The 16,599-nt window shown below is 47.4% G+C and carries 21 protein-coding genes; all 21 read right to left on the reverse strand.

Going from position 1 to position 16,599, the window contains the following annotated elements; translation table 11 throughout:
- Positions 1 to 96 precede the first annotated feature (96 nt).
- The gene (murI, locus tag ACX93W_RS26985) at positions 97 to 903 is read right to left on the reverse strand and encodes a glutamate racemase (RefSeq protein WP_459395472.1); all 807 of its coding nucleotides are present in this window, start codon (positions 901 to 903) and stop codon (positions 97 to 99) included.
- 71 nt (positions 904 to 974) lie between these two features.
- Positions 975 to 1,898: a DUF7638 domain-containing protein gene (locus ACX93W_RS26990; RefSeq protein WP_459395473.1), complete on the reverse strand. Its 924-nt coding sequence runs from the start codon at positions 1,896 to 1,898 to the stop codon at positions 975 to 977.
- 153 nt (positions 1,899 to 2,051) lie between these two features.
- A complete protein-coding gene (locus ACX93W_RS26995; RefSeq protein WP_459395474.1) occupies positions 2,052 to 2,585 on the reverse strand; it encodes an HAD-IIIA family hydrolase in 534 nt (177 codons plus the stop codon).
- Positions 2,582 to 3,199, reverse strand: coding sequence for a class I SAM-dependent methyltransferase (locus ACX93W_RS27000; protein ID WP_459395475.1), 618 nt, complete (start codon positions 3,197 to 3,199; stop codon positions 2,582 to 2,584). The genes ACX93W_RS26995 and ACX93W_RS27000 overlap by 4 nt, the downstream gene beginning before the upstream one ends.
- Before the next feature lie 47 nt (positions 3,200 to 3,246).
- Positions 3,247 to 3,792, reverse strand: a complete 546-nt coding sequence (locus ACX93W_RS27005; RefSeq protein WP_459395476.1) for a hypothetical protein — start codon at positions 3,790 to 3,792, stop codon at positions 3,247 to 3,249.
- Positions 3,793 to 3,810: 18 nt separating this feature from the next.
- Positions 3,811 to 4,368, reverse strand: a complete 558-nt coding sequence (locus tag ACX93W_RS27010; protein ID WP_459395477.1) for a hypothetical protein — start codon at positions 4,366 to 4,368, stop codon at positions 3,811 to 3,813.
- The gene (locus tag ACX93W_RS27015) at positions 4,365 to 4,958 is read right to left on the reverse strand and encodes an AAA family ATPase (RefSeq protein ID WP_459395478.1); all 594 of its coding nucleotides are present in this window, start codon (positions 4,956 to 4,958) and stop codon (positions 4,365 to 4,367) included. Before ACX93W_RS27015 ends, ACX93W_RS27010 begins: the two co-directional genes overlap by 4 nt.
- Positions 4,959 to 4,988: 30 nt before the next feature.
- On the reverse strand, positions 4,989 to 5,330 hold the full coding sequence (locus ACX93W_RS27020; RefSeq protein ID WP_459395479.1) for a hypothetical protein: 342 nt from the start codon (positions 5,328 to 5,330) through the stop codon (positions 4,989 to 4,991).
- Positions 5,331 to 5,358: 28 nt separating this feature from the next.
- Positions 5,359 to 6,363 carry a hypothetical protein gene (locus ACX93W_RS27025; RefSeq protein WP_459395480.1) on the reverse strand — a complete coding sequence of 335 codons (1,005 nt, stop codon included), beginning with the start codon at positions 6,361 to 6,363 and terminating at the stop codon, positions 5,359 to 5,361.
- A 48-nt stretch (positions 6,364 to 6,411) separates the two neighbouring features.
- Positions 6,412 to 6,942 (reverse strand): GNAT family N-acetyltransferase, encoded by a 531-nt coding sequence (locus ACX93W_RS27030; protein ID WP_459395481.1) that lies wholly within the window; start codon positions 6,940 to 6,942, stop codon positions 6,412 to 6,414.
- Between the two features lie 91 nt (positions 6,943 to 7,033).
- Entirely contained in the window at positions 7,034 to 7,588 is a 555-nt protein-coding gene (locus ACX93W_RS27035; protein ID WP_459395482.1) for a nucleotidyltransferase family protein, read from the reverse strand.
- Entirely contained in the window at positions 7,585 to 8,049 is a 465-nt protein-coding gene (locus ACX93W_RS27040) for a GNAT family N-acetyltransferase (RefSeq protein WP_459395483.1), read from the reverse strand. The genes ACX93W_RS27035 and ACX93W_RS27040 overlap by 4 nt, the downstream gene beginning before the upstream one ends.
- A gap of 69 nt (positions 8,050 to 8,118) precedes the next feature.
- Complete coding sequence (locus ACX93W_RS27045; RefSeq protein WP_459395484.1) at positions 8,119 to 8,514, reverse strand: DUF6210 family protein; 396 nt, start codon at positions 8,512 to 8,514, stop codon at positions 8,119 to 8,121.
- A 143-nt stretch (positions 8,515 to 8,657) separates the two neighbouring features.
- On the reverse strand, positions 8,658 to 8,798 hold the full coding sequence (locus ACX93W_RS27050; protein ID WP_459395485.1) for a hypothetical protein: 141 nt from the start codon (positions 8,796 to 8,798) through the stop codon (positions 8,658 to 8,660).
- A gap of 20 nt (positions 8,799 to 8,818) precedes the next feature.
- On the reverse strand, positions 8,819 to 9,253 hold the full coding sequence (locus tag ACX93W_RS27055; RefSeq protein ID WP_459395486.1) for an NUDIX hydrolase: 435 nt from the start codon (positions 9,251 to 9,253) through the stop codon (positions 8,819 to 8,821).
- A gap of 214 nt (positions 9,254 to 9,467) precedes the next feature.
- Entirely contained in the window at positions 9,468 to 10,064 is a 597-nt protein-coding gene (locus ACX93W_RS27060; protein ID WP_459395487.1) for a GNAT family N-acetyltransferase, read from the reverse strand.
- On the reverse strand, positions 10,015 to 10,992 hold the full coding sequence (locus ACX93W_RS27065; protein WP_459395488.1) for an aminoglycoside phosphotransferase family protein: 978 nt from the start codon (positions 10,990 to 10,992) through the stop codon (positions 10,015 to 10,017). The genes ACX93W_RS27060 and ACX93W_RS27065 overlap by 50 nt, the downstream gene beginning before the upstream one ends.
- A complete protein-coding gene (locus ACX93W_RS27070) occupies positions 10,967 to 12,751 on the reverse strand; it encodes an ABC transporter ATP-binding protein (RefSeq protein ID WP_459395489.1) in 1,785 nt (594 codons plus the stop codon). The genes ACX93W_RS27065 and ACX93W_RS27070 overlap by 26 nt, the downstream gene beginning before the upstream one ends.
- Positions 12,752 to 12,771: 20 nt before the next feature.
- A complete protein-coding gene (locus ACX93W_RS27075; RefSeq protein WP_459395490.1) occupies positions 12,772 to 14,571 on the reverse strand; it encodes an ABC transporter ATP-binding protein in 1,800 nt (599 codons plus the stop codon).
- A gap of 10 nt (positions 14,572 to 14,581) precedes the next feature.
- On the reverse strand, positions 14,582 to 15,163 hold the full coding sequence (locus ACX93W_RS27080) for an AAA family ATPase (protein WP_459395491.1): 582 nt from the start codon (positions 15,161 to 15,163) through the stop codon (positions 14,582 to 14,584).
- Between the two features lie 28 nt (positions 15,164 to 15,191).
- Entirely contained in the window at positions 15,192 to 15,908 is a 717-nt protein-coding gene (locus ACX93W_RS27085) for a class I SAM-dependent methyltransferase (protein ID WP_459395492.1), read from the reverse strand.
- Positions 15,909 to 16,599: the final 691 nt, after the last annotated feature.

The raw sequence follows: 16,599 nt of genomic DNA on the forward strand, positions 1-16,599 counted from the left end.
ACTGAAGCGGCGCTTAAGTAAAGGACAATAAATAAGACAATAAAGAATAAGCTTCAAAACCCTCTTAAACAAGGTTTTGAAGCTTATTTCTTTTCCCTAGCGATTCATGCCCAAGCGTTTAAGGCGCTCGATATCGTCCAGCCTATCAAAAAGTGCAAGATAGCGGCTTAATGCAGCAGCATCCTCTACTTTAACGCCAGATCTGAAAAACTCAATATCTCCGGTGCCTTGGTTGATTTGACCTTTGGCCTCCAGGATACGCTTTAGCTGTTTGGCTGTTCCAACGCTTCCCGAAATAAAATCCGTCCCTTCGGGAAACACCGCTGCAAGAGCCGTCTCAAAATAAGGAAAGTGAGTGCAGCCAAGCACAACCGTGCCATACTGCGTAACATCCAGACGGGACAGCTCCCTTTTCAAATAGGCCACTACTTCATCCTGATCAAACCTGAAGTTTTCGGCAAGCTGGACGAGTCCGGGCAGAGGCAAGCTGTGCACAATTTCCCCATGGTCCAGCCGCTCTACCAACTCGTTGTACTTCTTCTCTTTTAGCGTTAAATTCGTAGCCAATACCAGAACCTTTTTCCGGTTTCCCTCCCATTTTTCAATGGCTGGTTTGACGGCCGGCTCAATGCCTAATATCGGAAAATCATACCTTTGCCGAAGCTCCTCAATCACGATACTGGTAGCTGTATTGCAAGCAATGACCAAGGCCTTCACATGCTGGCGGGCAATAAAATCAACGGCGTCAATCATGCATTGCCTGACTTCTTCACGCGTTTTTTCCCCGTAAGGGACATTTGCAGTGTCTGCATAAAAGAGATAGTCCTCTTTTGGCAGCAGCTTCACCGCTTGATGGAGCACCGTTATACCGCCAATGCCGGAATCAAAAAAACCTATTCTCATTGCTTCACTCTTCTCTTTGAATTCAAAAGTAACCTCTGGGCATCAGGCCAGCGATAGCGCTTTGCCGCATATTATACTTCGCGCTTGTCGTCGGGGCAATAAATAATTCGGCGATAGTCGCTATCCCGGGAGTCCATATCCCCCAAATACATCCGTTGATGCTCAGGCACCAGCTCATACGTTTCCCTCAGCCTTTGCCGGTTATATTCGCTCGGCTCGACCAGGTATTGAAAATAAGCTTCGCGACATGTCTCAGACGCAGTTTTATCGCCTTTTAACACCGAGTAGATGTCCAGCAACTCCTTTTGTTTTTCCTCGGAGCTTTCGGCATAATGCTCGCCAATCACCGTAACCCTACCCAGTTCGGCAAGCACCACCTCTGAAGGATACTCAAGGTTTGTGAGCAAAATACGATGTTCAAACCACTCCAAAACCTCATTTATCGAGCGATTCAGCTCAAAATCTGCTCCGTATATACCTACCGTGCCATTGGCGTAGACAACCAGGTTGACCAGATGATTGCATCCCTCTAGCTTCATAAACATAAAGAAACTGCTGCCAGACACCGTTTGATAAAAAAGCTCGCTCACTGGATAAAAATGCTCGGCTGTAGGCGAATGAGAAATTCGCCTTGCCTCCATTCGTTTCTTCTGTGCGTCGGTAATCCTATAAATATTTTCAAATCCGGGATTCAGCTCCCGAATTTTGCCCTCAATAAAATCATAATAGCCTTTGCGGTCAAAGTTCCAGCTGCCGGAAGAAATTTGGAAGGAGCCCAAACCATGGATGGACAAGGAGTCCCCGTCAGGAACCGCAGGCGTTAGCCAGCCCGAAGAGAGCTTGCTTTTTAAGCCAGCCAGATCAACCAGCTCCCAGCAATTGCACATGCCATCCTCGTATACGTCAACGTTGATATAGAAATGCTGACCCCCATTTTGAATAATGCCGGGAACGGCCAGCCCTTCAACTTCCTTTTTCCGTCTAATCTGCTGCATCGTTGTTACACCTCGTTTCTACAGTAGCTGTCCCGGATCAAAGATCCCCGTTCCATCCGGGATTCTATATAAGTAGCGAACGCTCCGCTTCTCCAGAACCATCCTCACTCTGACCTGCTTCTGCCGGTTTTTTAGTTGAACTTATATAGTTACTTATTCACTAGCTGCCGTCAGCCATTCAACGGCCTGAATCAAATTTTCGGCGACAAAATCCGGCTCAGCTTCGCTCCAGCGATCTCGGAAGGTCGTTAATGAGGCATCTCCCCAACCCGTCCGCACCAAAATTTTAAGTGCCCCGACCCGATGGGCCGCCAGCATGTCCGTACTGCCAACATCGCCTATGACAGCGCAACGCTTCAAATCCAGTCCATGTTTCTCCGCCGCCTCTATTAACATGCCAATCCCCGGCTTTTTGCAGGAGCACCCATCCTTGTCACTATGGGGACATATATAAGCATCGTCAAAACCGTATGCCTGAAACTGTTCCTCAAACTCCGTCTTGGTTGCTTGCTGTCTCGATATCCGATGCTGATTGGTGAATGCAAATACAAGAAACCCCGCATTTTTCAACATCAATATGGCCTCGGCGGAGCCTTCAAAAAGAGTAAAGTCTCTTGGATGGATAAAATGCCCCGTCCCGCCTATCGTGCCATCCCGGTCAATAAATACAGCTTGCAGAGTTTTCATGATTCCCCGCCCCCTTGTTCCTGCTTCTGCGCAAGAATGCAATAAAACGCGGAATGACTATAACGTTCATAGGTTTGAAGCTGCTTGATCGAAAATCCCGCACGCTGAAGAAGCCCCACAGCCAACTCCCGGGGCATATATCGTTCCATATTCATCAGGAAAAAACAGCCGTTTTTGTCCAAAATACTAAACACCTTGTCCACCGTCCGCTCGGGCTGCCCGATTTCGTGGAGCGTTGATCCAATCAAGGTAACCAAATGGAATCGTTCCGACACCTCAAATTCATAGTTCAAAAAATCAGCACAGCGTACGGATGAGGGATTAAGATGTCCTTCTCTTTGCTGCCTGTATTGAAATAGCTCACATATGGTGGAATCGATATCCATGCTGGTCAGCTTCCCTTTTTCATGCAGGACGTAACCTAAAAAATCATCCCACTCGCCAACTCCGATTCCGACATTGCAGATTTTGATGCAGCTTTTCGGCTCAAAATGCTGAAGAAAAAAGTCACGGGTTTCCATCTCCATATAAAGGCTTCTGGGAGAGAGATTCCACTGATACGCCTCGGGTTCCCTTAGCGAAAAATAATGCTGAATCAGGTTATGATCATCCATTGCGTCTGACAACTCCTTGTCAAAGTAGGTAAGCTTCTTGCCGCTGCTCACTCAAAATGAGGATAACGGTTATAAAAAGCCGTCATCATTTCAAAAAAGGTTTCCCGAAAATCAGCCAGATGATTGTTCCCTCTTAGCTCCAGATGAACTTCGGTTCCGTGGCAAAAAATGATTCTGGCCCCTTCATCCTCCAGATCGATATAGGTTAATACGGCGTCACATGACTTACTCAGCCCTACAAACCATTGCGATATAGAAACTGAATCCTGAAACAACCGGCTCATATCGCTGGTGACTGCCGTGAAGGAAACCTCAATTTCATCGGGATAATCCTCCAGTTCACGAGTAGACAAATCAATACCGCCGATGCTCGCTTTTCCACCCGGCTCCATATGCAACTCTATTTCCTCCTGGTCATAATGCGGTCTCCAGCTATACCCACCCTCCAGATATTTCAGAATAAAAGAGTCCAGGGGAAAATGAATGCTTGCGCTGTTTCCGCTATGAATGACTCCATGGTTTCGTACGTACGCATATACGTGCTCCAATTGATGCTTGGGAATTATCGTTACGAACGTATAGTCAAGGCCCATGGTCTCTCCCCTTGTCATTTATGAGGAAGATCTGATTTCCCCTTTATTTGCGATATGCATGGCTTTCCAATAAAACTCTCCAAAAGCCTCTGGCTCCAGTTTATATCTATCCCCGGTCATCACTCCGCTATAGGCGTTTAAAAGATCATACAATCCCAGATGCACCCACTCCCACAGCATGGACCCAAAATTGTAGGCCATCATGACCCCGGCAACGGATTGTCTAAGCTCTACGACCTCTTCTCGTTCCAAGCCGGCATCATTCAAGACAGCAAATGTCCCTAGCTTCATTTCCTCACTATATTCCGTATCCAAAAACTCTTCCAAAATGAAATCCCATATGTCTACCCTGCTGACAATGGGTATTTGGTGCTGCAACGCAAATTGCTCCAGTTCGCTTTTAAAAGGATGATGGACAAATAAAACCTCGCCGCCGACCGTGCGAATTTCGGGCGGATATTGACCCGGCAATATCTCTTTTATATCTGCAACTGGAAGAAAGCCATTAGGGTAAACGGTTGCCGCCGTAAAGGGATATTCAAGAAATCGGATCCCGTTTTCTTCAACTTCAATCATTGCGTCCCCCCATCAACTGACGGACTGCCTTGCCATCCAAAATGCCCCATAATCGCATCTGCAACCTGGTCCGGCTCCAGGTCGGTATTATTAATTCTGAAATAGTGTTTTCCGCTAATCTCGCCGGGCAGCGAATTTAACCGATACGTTTCGTGGCTTCTAACCAGATCATCCTGCGATTTCTGAAGATTTCGTTTGGTTGGTTTGTGGGCAAGCCTGTTTTCGGTTGCGTTTCGTTTGATTCTTTCCTCCACATCTGCTTCAAGTTCGACCAAATAAACCGTTCCGCCCCGCGATTCAAACTGTTGCGAAATTCTCTCTACGTAATCCCAATCGCTCTGCAGGTCAAAGGCCCATACAAAGGTAAAAATAAATCCTTCCATATCGCTGCTCGCGACCTCTTCAAACATCTCGTGCCTGATCAGGTTCACCAATCGCTTGCCGGAGGGCGAGCCATAGTCAAAATACGGCGACACAAAATCAATGGATACATGATTATGGAATAACTTATAATTCGTTTTCTCCGCCAGACGTTGCCCAACTGTCATTTTCCCAACAGCCTGCGGACCAAATATCAAAATAAATTTCATGCTGCCGTCCTCCTTGAAGTCATCAGAAATTTACACGATTTCTCGCAAAAAAGGAATGAAGTTGTCAGTCTGCCAGATATAAAGGAGAATGAGGACCTGCACCAACGCGTAAGCCACATTCAATTGCAAAAACCTTTTACGGGCAATAAAAAAGAACACCAGAAAGATAACGGATAAGCCTAACGCTATCAACAGGCTAATCAAAATTCCGGCTACAAACATCTGCTGCACCATTTTATAGGAAGCAAATGGGATATAGGTTATGGATAAATGGAACGCAAGGTTATCCAACAAAGTATAGAACAATACCCAAAGCGATAACAGGGACCACAATCCCCACAAGCACCCCAGCGCTATCCGCCAATGCCTCATTCCTTGCCCTCCATTCACTGCAGCTGCCTCACCCTGTCTCAGCCGTCTGGCGCTCCAGCCAAGAGGCGGTTCTTCCCAACAAATCTGCCTTTAACAGGATCAGTTCATCATACACATAGAAAAAGTTAACCTTGCTATCCGCCAAAGTCTGGTTCTCCGGACGGCCCGTCAGTACAAAATACGCCCATGATTCAGCAAAATCCTCATACAGATCGGACATCGCGTATTCGCTTACGTAATCCGATCCATCCTCGGTGGAACCATCCATCCAAAATTGCTTGTAAAAATGATAAATGTAGGAATCTTCGTTAGCGCAGCCTTCATCCACCATATAAGTTGTGCATTGACCAGCATCGGAATAAGGGTCCACCTGATCAGCGTTTAAAGCCAGCAAATGACCGAATTCATGAATGTCGGTGAATACCCGTTCCGTTTCGTAGGTCGCTTGAACTTGATTAGCCGCATAAGTCCAGCTTTCATAATCCTCTTCATCCTGTACGACATAAGCCATTGTATCCGCATGGTCGAACACCTCAAAACGTGCAATCATCGTTCTCTGGTCAGAGGGAATGACCCAGGTAAATCGATCCCACAGCCATGCATAATATTCCTCATCTTCATTGGCAGGCTCCAGCCCCAAGGTGCCTTCGTCTACGCTGTAGGAAACCACCGCTTCCGGCTCCAGCTCGCTTTCTTCCTCGTCGACTTCCCATTCCTCCGCGTATACCAAATCGCCGAACCATTGCTCCATTTCGACGATAAACCATTCCGACCATTCCTCGCAGGCAGCGGCATCCAGACATTCCACGGCATAGCTGCAAACCCCCGGCTCCGCCTCTACCTCATACGATTTGCATGAGAGTGCAGACGCGCTTGGCGAAGGCGAAACAGAGGCCGTTTGGGCAGAATCAGTTCCCCCAATCTCTTTTTGCTCTGGCAGCATTCCCTCTTCCAAATTCGTACAGCTTGATAGAATCAGGCACAGGCATACCAAAAGAATCGGCCCTATTCCCGCCATCCAATGCTTCCTCACAACAAAACCCGCCTTTTCATGTATGCTTAAAACTCTTTTTGTGCGTATTCAAAAAGCTCCGTTTTTAGTGCTGAGCGTTTTGGTCAAATAAAGCGCAACATCATCGTTCACGACAATGCTTTCGCCATATTGAACATGCCCCTCGCCGCTAAAAATCCCCTTTCCATCCGGTACGTAACCGCGTTTGGCATATAAGATTTGAGCATTCCCATAGTCGGAGAAAATGCCAACGCCGATTCCGGCTATTGGAGAACGCTCATGGATGACAGCTTCAGCCCTGTCCATCAAGGCCGAACCAATTCCTGCCCGGCGATATTTTATCAATACATTAAAATCATTGATTTCCGGTATGCCCTGCTCCCTGAATGGCGGATAATACGACTTCCAGATCACGTTGACGTAACCGGCAAACACCCCGTCAGCCTCCGCGATCAACGTCACCCTGTCGCCTTTTTGCTGCTCGGCCAAATAGTCTTCATACTGTCCGGCCGGCTTATTCCAGCCTTGCTCCCGAAACGCCTCCGCTATAATTTCCGGATCGCTTTCGTTAATGAAACGAATCGCAATTGCATTACTCATCCATCATCGCCTTCTCTCTCCAACGATTTCTCTCTCCAACGACTAGTTATCCTCTTTTGCACTTGCCCAATGGTCCCTTTCAAAGGAACGATCAATCCACCACAACCAGCTTTGGCCATCTCTCCAGCCATCCCTTGCGTTTAATTCTGGAGAAAAAATAGTTTCGGTCAGCAAAATAGGGGCTTTGTCTGACCAACAAGCCAAAAAGATCCTCAAGGCCATGAGGAGCTATAATCTCCAATCGGCCTTCCTCATCCAGCGCAACGCCAACGGCTGTTGCGGTTTCCGGCCAATGCTTCATTGCATGCTCAACTGATTGATAGGGGCGAAGATTTGATTTCCGATGCATTCTCGCCTGATTTTTGACGGACCACCGATAATGCGGATAGGCTTTTATCAGAAGCTCCTCGCAATGTTTTTCTACGTCTTCGCTTAAATTCGTATCGTCATAATAGAGGACATCAACATCATTTAGCGGGGTGGGCTGCTCCTTTTCATGCAGGCAATCCCATACATAGTTGCGGATATAACCAGCCGAGATGCACCAATGCGGCAGCTTCAAAGCTTCAACATAGACCAAATCCCTTGCCAAAAAAGGATGCTGCGACAGCATCTCCCGCAATCTGTTTTCTTGCTCGGCAATCATTGCTCCAACTCCCAAGCAGCATCACTGACACTATCTTTTCCATTCAGGCGTTTGATGTAGTAATAGTGCCGATGACCCTTAGGCGCGTTGTCGATCTCGCCCAGCACCACATAGCCGTATTTCTTGTAAAACTCCGGAGCCTGAAAGGTGAACGTATTGAGCTTGATAAAGTCGCAAGCCTTGGATCGCGCAAGCTGCTCCGCTTCCATAAGAAGCTGTTTCCCAAGGCCTTGGCCGCGACGTTGTTCCTCCACCCACAGAATATCAATCTCCATCCAATTCCAGCACATTTCACCGTTAAGTCCGGCTACAATAAATCCGTTCTCGTCCTTAACTGACAATTGAACTTCCTCATATCTGCCACCCGGAATATTCTTTGCATTAAATTGAATGAGCTTTTCCCGCACATAATTAGCATCTTCTCTAGTCCCTCGAATCAACTGCAAACGCTCATCGACCATTGCTAGCCCCTCCTCTTGTTCAACTAAAAAGACCGTGCTTCGGCTACATCCGAAGGCACGGCCCGCCCCTTAACGGGCATTCCAGATCAGCATGCCGTCCGCCTCAGCGACTTTGTCACCCTGTTCTCCGTTTTCCTTGTACTTAATTCTTACATGAAGATTTCCATTCATCGATTCTTCCAATTTTTTTCGGTTTACCGTTATCCCTTGACTGCCTGGATTTGCCCTCAGAATGGCGTCGATTGCATCGGCGTCTGCCGCTGTTAAAGCGTTTTTGCCTTTGATGGTTTCCGCAAGCTTGCCCGGCATTCCATTGGATTTGTCTTCAATAAAAGATAATAACCCCTCAGGCCCCGAGCCGTTTCCTTTGCGGAAAGGGTTCAATCCCCTGGATTTGTCGTTCGAATGGATGATTAAAGCAAGCCGCTCCGCATGCTTGATGCTAGGTATCGTATTAGGTAACATGATGAGCTCCTTTTATGTATAAAACTACGTATTAGTCTTGTTTAATTGTTTGTTGACATAGTGCCATGCGCTGTCTACGTCTTTGAAAACCCACTCTACCGACTCTATCGGCTTCTCGGTTGCAACGCCAAGCAACAAGGTTCTTAGGAACCAAATCCGTATTCACCGGAATAGGCGATAACCAATATCGTTTGATAGAATTTGACGTTAGCTGCGCCTTTATAATAGTGTACCTCAATACGACTAAGATCACTAAGCGTTATTTCTTTCAACAACGGCTTCACTGTTATCCCTCCTGAACCTACTAATCCAGCCATTGCCTGGGGCCGATCATATGAAAAAGCTCTTGCGAGCCCTGAATGGCGTTCATGATGCGGTTTGCGGTAAAATCACTCATCGGCCGGGGCAAATCCCCGATCGGGCAGAAGCGGCACTCCACTATTTCCGGCGAGCTTGGAGTGGGCATGGCCGGGCCAACCGCGACGTGGGCCATAAAAACAAAATGATGCATATCAAACTGGGGATCATAATAAATTCCCGTCAATTTTTCGGTTTTCACCGTTAGGCCGGTCTCTTCAAACACTTCGCGCTCCGCCGTTTCGCGTGCCGACTCGTTGGCCTCCGCCTTGCCTCCGGGCAGGTCCCAATTCTTTTTTCCATAGCTGTGCTTGACCACCAACACATGGCCTTCTTCGTTTAAAAGGATTGCCGCTGCGCCTATTAATTTATTTTCGGACATGACTGCTGTCCCTCCTTCAAATAGCGGGGTTGCTTGCGAGTGGCGTCTGTCCTTATTTAAGAACGTAATCCTCCAACGGCTATAATATGCGTTGGCATTTCCATAAGAGCGCCTCCTAAGTCCATATTTGGAAAATGATTCTTCCACTTTATGACGTTTAATAGAGGCTGAAAGTTACTGAAATCTATCACAACAGTAAAAAGAACGGACAGCGTTAAGCTTTCAACTTCTTCCGCATAAATAACGCCGCTTCCCCGCTGCCATCATCATTGTTGCTGTATAGGGATTTATCGATGGCTTCGATTGAAAATCCGCAACGCTTATAGAATCGAATGGCGGGAACATTGGTATTTTGCGTTTCCAGACTGACAGCACGAAATCCAGCCTCCTCTGCAAAGCGGCAAACATATTCCATTAAGCGCCGACCAAAGCCCTTCCTTTGATGGGCTTCATGCACTTGCAAGTGCCAAATCATCAGCGTGTTATTCCACGCTTGAGGCTCCGTAACTACCAAAGCGACCAGACTGTCATTGAGCAAAATTCCGAATGCATGGCCGGATTGGGCCAGCTTTCCGTAACGCCTAATATCTTCGTCCTCGTTCATTTCGCTTTTTATATACGGGGTATCCAACTGAACCAGCTTCAGTCCCAGCCCAAAGGTATGCTCTGATTCCTCAACGGTTAGTTCGTATTTTTCAGTGGAACGGTATCCAAACGCGCCCAAGTGCAGCAGGTCTTCCGCTCTTAGCTCTTGCAACTGTTTAATCTGCGTCTTTTCGTCCGGGCCAAAAAATGCTTCCAGGTATATCACCCTCCCTTGTCTGTAAAAGAGCTTCGGCAAACGCTGCTGTTTCCAGCAACTTGATGTACTCTTCAGGTCCCGCTCCGTCCTCGGCGCTCCAGCACATTCCCATAACCGTCTCGACGTAGAGACAGGTTCGCAAAACGCTTCCGGGGATATCCAGTTTCCTCTCCAAGAGCCCGATCAGACTCGTTAGTTTGACTGCCAATTCCGGCGTCAACTGGTCCTCAAACTCATTGAGCATAAATCGAGGCACATCAAACAGAGGGTCGCCGATTACGCCTTTAGGGTCGATAATGACATAGCTGCCGTCGTGGCTAAGCAATATATTATCATGATGAAAATCGCCATGGAGCAGCATGCGTTGGTTATATTTGGCCGACAACTCCCGATACAAGTTGCAGGCTTTTTCCATATGACCGTACAGCTCTCGGCAATCATCCTTGCCCCTCATATATTCCGTTATTCTCTCTACCCACCGGCTGTACGTAGGGAACGCGATCCCATCCTTAGGCGGCTGTATGTGCAAGCCCTTGTATAGGGAGCAAAATCGCTCCGCTCTTTCCTCCATCGAGTCCACCTTGCGCAGCTGCGTGCCCGGGAAGATCCGTTCCTCAAGCAGCGCTCCGCCCGCCCTATCCACATCGAATACCTTGCAAAACGGCCTTCCGCCATAAGCACACAAAGCCTGAAACTCTGTCTCTATATACGCGGAATTCGGGTCCCCTATTTTTATTACGGCGTCTCCAAATAAATCGGAAGTACACGTAAACACCAGATTGGCCGAAAAGGAAGGTATAAGCGCCAACTCCGTCAGCTGCCACTTTTCGCAAAATATCGCAAGATTTCCCGCTACATGCTTAAAAAAGTCTGCTCCGAAGCGGTTAATGATTCCACTGGTTTCCTCGGGATTAAACGAATAACCCTGTTCCCTCATTGCAAAAACCTCCACTTTTCAAAAGTCGGCTATAAAAGCCTTCTCTGCCCGCCAGCTCTTCGTGAGTGCCTTCCTCTGCAATGGAGCCTTCATTCATGACAATAATCCGGTCGGCCAACGGAAGAAGCGCAGGACGATGTGTAATCAGAATCGCAGATTTATTCTTCAAATACAACTCCAACGATTTCACGACCTGTTGTTCTTTGGCCGGGTCCAGCGCGGAGGTAGGTTCATCCATAATCACAATGTCGCAATCTCTGTGCAGGAAGGCTCGGGACAAGGAAAGCCGTTGTTTTTGGCCACCGGAAAAATTGTCACCCTGCTCCGTGATGACGGTATCGTATCCCTCCGGAAGTCCATCAATGAATGTATCCAGCCCCGCCATTCCGGCAGCAGACGCAATATCCCGGTCCGTTGCCTGCCTCTGGGCAAGGGCAATATTCTCTCTCACCGTTCCCGTAAACAAATAAGGGGCTTGGCTTACATAAACTAATCGGGGGCTGTCCCCATCATTACTTTTTTGCGGCAGGCCCATATGATGCACCTCCCCATCCGTAGGCTCATACAGACCGCTGCACAACCTTGCGAAAGTAGATTTGCCAGCGCCGCTTGGGCCGATAACCAGCACCGTTTCCCCCTTCCTCAGTTGAAAATCAACCTTTTTAACCAGCGGCTTATGGGCCTCTTCGGGCTGGAAGTATACATTTTTCAGGGAGATAGCCGTATCTGCGTCCGGAAGAATCGCTTCCTTCGGCATCGTTCCTCCCTCCGCCCCAGGCTTCAGGAGGCGAAAAATACGGTTAAAGGCACCGACGCCTTCCTGTACGCGGCTGTACTGATCGGATAGGCCAATTACGGGCCACACGACCAGTTCGAATAAAACACTGAAGGTGACGATTGCGCCGGGTGTCAACGTATTCCGGGTTGCCGCGATTGCTATAAAAACGAGAGCCACAATGTATATCAGTTGGAAGCTGCCTTCCGTCACGCTTCGGCTCATGGCATTGGTCATGGCAAGCCTGGTTTGCGATTGATTGAGCTCTTTTCGCTGGTTCATGAATTGATTACGGTACAGACTTTTGGCCTGAAAGGTTTTAATGACGGGCAATCCTTGAACAAATTCCTGCGACGTTTCCCGCAGCGCCTGTTCCTTCTGCTGGACATCATCCGATCGAAGCGCGATTCTGTTGTCGAAAAAACGGCCGATGAAAAATAAAATAGGGGAACTGACGGCTCCCAACACGGCTAATACCACATCTATTTTGATCAAATAAAGAAATGAAAATAGAATGAGCACGAATACGGTGATGAATTCAACGAAGGCTTCAATAATGGTCGAGCTATGCTCGGCATCGTCCTTCAGCCTTGTAACCAGCTCGCCGGAGTGGTATTTCTGGCGTTTGCCGAAGGGCATATGGTTGATAACATCAAACAGGCTCAGGGTCAAATCCCGATGAACAAAACCAAGCAGCTTTACGATCAGATGTTTATGCAGCGCCAACAACAAAATAGCGCCTAGAAGCAAACAAACAACAAATAGTATGACATTCATCAAATCCGTCGTTGTGCCTTTGTTTGCCGTATCAATAAATAATCCCTGAACTTGGGCAACTCCTATTTCAAAACCGATATCTACGCCGATCAATAGGGGGAGAAACAAGATAATGATCCAATATTTCTTCGCATATTTGAAAAGAAGAGACAGCGTTTTTCTGGTGTTCATTTGTGTTTTTATTTCTGTGTTCATTTTTGTGTTCAAAACAACTTCTGTCTCCTTTCCTATGCTATCTCGCCTTGCGCCAGTGAATAATAATGTCCTTGCCTGCTCATTAACTCATCATGTCTTCCCGTCTCTTCAACCCTGCCGTCTTTCATAACGATTATGAGATCGGCGCTTGTGATAGTGTCCAGATTATGGGCGATCATTATCGTTGTGCGGCCTTTCATTAGCTCAAGAAGAGAAGCTCTGAACTTTGTTTCATTTTCGATATCCAGCGCCGAGGTGGGTTCGTCCAGCAGAAGCATATTGGGGTTTCTCAAATAGGCTCTGGCTAATGCCAGACGCTGCTTCTCTCCCCCCGACAGTTCCACTCCCCGCTCTCCCACAACCGTATCGTATCCTTGCGGGAATGAAGCAATCGTGTCATGCAGATGGGCCAGCCTGGCTGCCTTTTTGACCTCGCTCTGCGGCATATGGCCCAATCCAAAGCAAATATTGTCTCTGACCGTGCCCGTAAACAATACGGCATCTTGCGGAACATACCCGATTTCCGCTCGCCATTGATCCATGTCCAGGCTTTCAATAGCCGTACCGTGATAAAACACCTCTCCCTGTTGGGGATGATACAATCGCAGGAGCAGCTTCAAAATACTTGACTTGCCGGAACCGCTAGCTCCAACAATTGCCGCTAACTGGCCTCTTTTGACCCGGAAATTAATATCCTTCAACGCCTGCGCCCCGTTATGGTACTGGAAGGATACGTTTTGTAAAACAATGGCATCCTCCTGCAAATCCAATGGGCTGGGGATCTCGGAGGACTTGAATGAATTGGAAGGAGATAGCGACGGGGAGGTATCAGGAACGTTCCTCTTATCTGCCTCTTCATCCGGCAAATCCAGAATGGCAAAAACCCGTCTCGCTTGTGCAATCGATCCGATCATCTCCGTCCACAGCCGCGCAATGGACAATAGCGGGTTGGTCAATTGTCCGCTGGTCACAACAAAGGTCGCAAGCGTCGCAACGGCCAAATCTCCCTTAAGGGCCTGATAACCGCCAAATCCCAGCGTAAAAATCATACCGCCAAACGTCGACAATCGGTTGAGCGCTTCATTCCCTCTTTCGAAAAAAGAAATACGCAGCGCTCTCGCAAGCACTCCGTTAAATCTTTCCTGAAGCAAACCTGCCAGATAGCCCTGAAGCCGGTAAGCTCTGACATCCTGGCTTCCTTGCACAGCCTCCTGCAGGATCACATCTCTATGCGCGATCTCATCTCCAAGACGGTCATGCTGCACGCGCAAGTAACGCGAGATCGGATAAGCAAGCAGCGGGTACGCTAATGCAAATCCAACCAGCCCCAACGTCAGAGGAAGGTTCAACCATGTAAAATAGGCCATAGCCATAACCACTTGCATCACATTGCTAAAAAGGGTAAGCGCTTTTTCGTTTACGCCCGTTTGAGCGGCGGTCACGGAGTTCAACAGTCTGCCGACAAGATCGCTGCTATGGTAGTTGTCCATCTCCTCCTGCTTTTTGGCATACATCCCATCCAATACATGACGCTGCATTTCTGTGATCGATCTATTTTTGACCTTGATCATTATTTTTTCTTGAAGCAAGCTAAAAACCAACTGCAGCCCCGTCGTTAATGCAGCCAATGCGGCTCCGTAATAAACAGGATTTAACGTTTTTGTGGTTGCTCCGGATACAATCTGCCTGACGGCTTCCAGATAACCTAAATTGACAAAAGAGGCGCACACCACGATCAGCAGTAAACAAATGTAATATAAATAATACGATTTGGAATAACGAAGCAATCGAGCCAGCGTTGATGAGGTTGAGTATGTGACTTCCCGCTCCATCTTGATCTCCTTATGCGTGGTCTATGTAGCTGTAATACTGTTGACGCTCAATACTGATGTCGCTCGAGTCATCCGGCTCATGATTTTTTATCAGATCAAGCAATATGTCCAAAGTCTTCTCTGCATTTGGCCTGGAGTTTTCGATGCGATATTCGTTGGGCAACGTCTCTCTGGACGCAATCAATGCGTTCATGGAAATTGAGGCTTCCCAATCGCAATAGCCATTCCCGTTGTCCCTCGTTAACACTCTCTGCTTGATGACATCCTCATGATCACTGTACAGGGTCAAAATGATATACCGGTATCCCTTGAATACATGGGGGATATCCGTCATTCTGATGTCGTTCAAATCCGTTAAAATAATATGTTTAAAACCATGGCTGTTGTAGTTTTTGGCAACCAATATCAGATTCTCAAAGGATAACTGTTCTTCCTCCGCTTGAGAAATGTCCGTATAAGGCGTTAAGGAACGAAACTCCGGTATCCAGCCGAATTCAAAATACGGCGCCTTCAAGTGCTCATGAAGCATTCGTGCCAAGGTTGTTTTGCCGTTTCCGGGCGAACCGTGAAGGATAATAAAATCCATTTCCATGATGCTGTAGCCTCCTATTTATACAATCTCAGTCTATTGGGGATTTTCTTAACCGGATAAGTTGGATAAAGCCGGCGCCGCCGTATGCTTCATCGCTTTCAAAAGTATCGATATCGAAATTTGTGTCGCCTAGTTCTTGCCATAACTCATCCACTGTAAACCAATGAACGTAACCTACCCCCAGCGGAAGATGGTCGCCACGTTCCAGAATACTGAATCGGGAGGCCTCGCTTTTGGCGAAATGCTCATCTCTGCCATCTTCCTGGTACTCATCCGGTACAATATGCTGGGTCAGGACGCATATTCCCCCCGGTTTCAACACTCGATACAGTTCACTCAGAAATTCGCTCCGCAGCTCCCGGGTAGGCAAATAGCACAACACCTTAAAAACAACCGCACTAGCAAACGTTTCATCCGGGAACGGCAGCTTCGCCCCTTCATTTTGCAAAAACGTAATTGCCAATTGCTTGTCTAATGCAAAATGCCGAGCCATTTTCAATAACCCTTCGCTGACATCTATGCCGGTCACTTCATAACCATTTTCCGCCAAAATAAAGCTGATCCTGCCCGCTCCACAGCCAATGTCCAGAACTGCACCCTCCCCGGGCATACCATTCAGCAAATGCTTCTCTGCCTCCGTAGGAGCTTGCCCGCATTCCATGGCATAGTACTCAAGCTGATCGGGACGGTTGAACCAGCCCTCTACTGCATTTAGCAAAAAGCGTTGCTCCTCGGAAATCGTCATCTCCTGCACCTCTCCGTTATCATAAGTATTTATGTAAGGGCATACATACTTTAAGTTCAAAACAAGTATCAATCTTTTGGTACCGGTCTAGTACTGCCGCTTGTTACCTTTACTGGTAATGCTGTTACTGATCCTGATCCTGGTACTGGTACCGGTACTGCTGCGAGGCGATCTTTTGTCAGGGATTCATTTTGTATGTTTCTTCGTACAAATGCCAAAACCCTACTCTATGTTTACACGCGGTTTATCTTCAAAATCTTCTCGTCAATCAAACGCCAACTTTACTTATCTTCCAGAAAACGGATGCCCTTTTATTATAAAGGCAAAGGGTTTACAACGGGCAATACTATTTGTTTAAAGCTAATTATTACCTTAAATCCATCAACAACAAAAAGACTAAACAACTTCCAAATGAGGAATTTCGCTTAATCTTTGAATAGTGGCTCATACTAACCTGCGCTGCTTAACCAGCTTAACCTTCAGTGACTAGTCTACTTACAACCTAACGGACACCCATGACCGGCAGAGTCCCAAATGACCAGATTCCGGTTCAGTAACGGTCACAACTGCACTAGCCATGCGTAAAACCTAACATCGAAAATTGTGATCCTAAAAACACGGTAAATGGTATCTTTATCCTGTTCAAACAAAAAAAATTCTCCTAATGTGGAAGTGTGGCCATACGTTATCC

Source organism: Paenibacillus sp. CAU 1782 (assembly GCF_054551715.1).